The following is a 1,151-nucleotide window of genomic DNA, read 5'->3' on the forward strand; positions in this document are numbered from 1 at the left end:
AGTTTTAAGAGCTAATGATATGTTAGCTCGCTTAGGCGGTGATGAATTTACTATCTTGGTAGATAATGTTCATGCCCTACCTGAGGCTATCGGTGTAGCTGAACGGATTAACCTAGCATTATCTAAGCCCTTCAATCTCAAAGGGCATGAAGTTTCAGTTGGCACAAGTATTGGTATAGCACTTAGCACTGAAAATAATCTCTCTGCTGAAATGCTGTTGCGTAATGCTGATATTGCTATGTATCAGGCTAAGCGTGAAAAGCAAAGCTATGCCATCTTCAACGTTAATATGCATGAGCAAGTAGTAGCACGGCTCAAATTAGAAACAGATCTACAGCAAGCGCTCAGTCGTAGAGAACTTTCTTTGAACTATCAGCCGATTGTCTCCCTCTCTACCAGTCAGCTAATAGGTTTTGAGGCATTGCTTCGCTGGCATCATCCCGTATATGGAACTGTGGCCCCAGATCAGTTTATCTCTATTGCTGAAGATAATGGCTTGATTGTCGAGATTGAACAGTGGGTACTGTCACAAGCCTGTCAACAGCTTAAGGACTGGCAGCTTAGATTTCCCTCGTTCGCTGATTTGACAATGAGTGTTAATCTTTCTATCCAACATTTACAAGAATCAGCTTTGCCGTTGCAACTTGACCGTATTTTAGAACAAGCAAACCTAGCTAGTCATTTTCTCAGACTAGAAATTACCGAAAGTACTCTCATGGCCAATGCCCAAGTTGCAGAAGCTGTACTCAATGAGCTAAGTATTCGGCATATTCAGCTAAGCGTTGATGATTTTGGTACTGGCTATTCTTCTTTAAGCTACTTGCATCGTTTTCCATTGCAAACTCTCAAGATTGATCGTTCTTTTGTAGAGCGTTTAGTAACTAAGGATGACAGTAAAGCTATTGTTCAATCAATTGTGACACTGTCTCATAGTCTTAATATGAATGTTATTGCTGAGGGCATTGAAACTCATGCTCAGCTTCAACAGCTAATAGCATTAGGTTGTGAGCTAGGACAGGGATACCTTTTCTCAAAGCCGCTGACGGCTAGCGCAGCAGAAGCTTTTATTACTCAACAAAGCGCAGTAACCTCTCTGTCATCGCTGTAAATAGAGACTCAATGGTTAGCGAGAGGAAAAGACATTAATATCT

1 protein-coding gene is annotated in these 1,151 nt (G+C 41.4%); it reads left to right on the forward strand.

The window, feature by feature from the left end; all coding sequences use genetic code 11:
* Positions 1 to 1,108: putative bifunctional diguanylate cyclase/phosphodiesterase (locus tag QJQ48_RS28300; protein WP_346294508.1), on the forward strand; the 1,108-nt coding region annotated here is incomplete at its 5' end.
* Between the last annotated feature and the right edge of the window lie 43 nt (positions 1,109 to 1,151).

The sequence above is a fragment of the Sphaerothrix gracilis Ecp01 genome (assembly GCF_030405905.1).
Lineage (GTDB): Bacteria > Cyanobacteriota > Cyanobacteriia > Phormidesmidales > Phormidesmidaceae > Sphaerothrix > Sphaerothrix gracilis.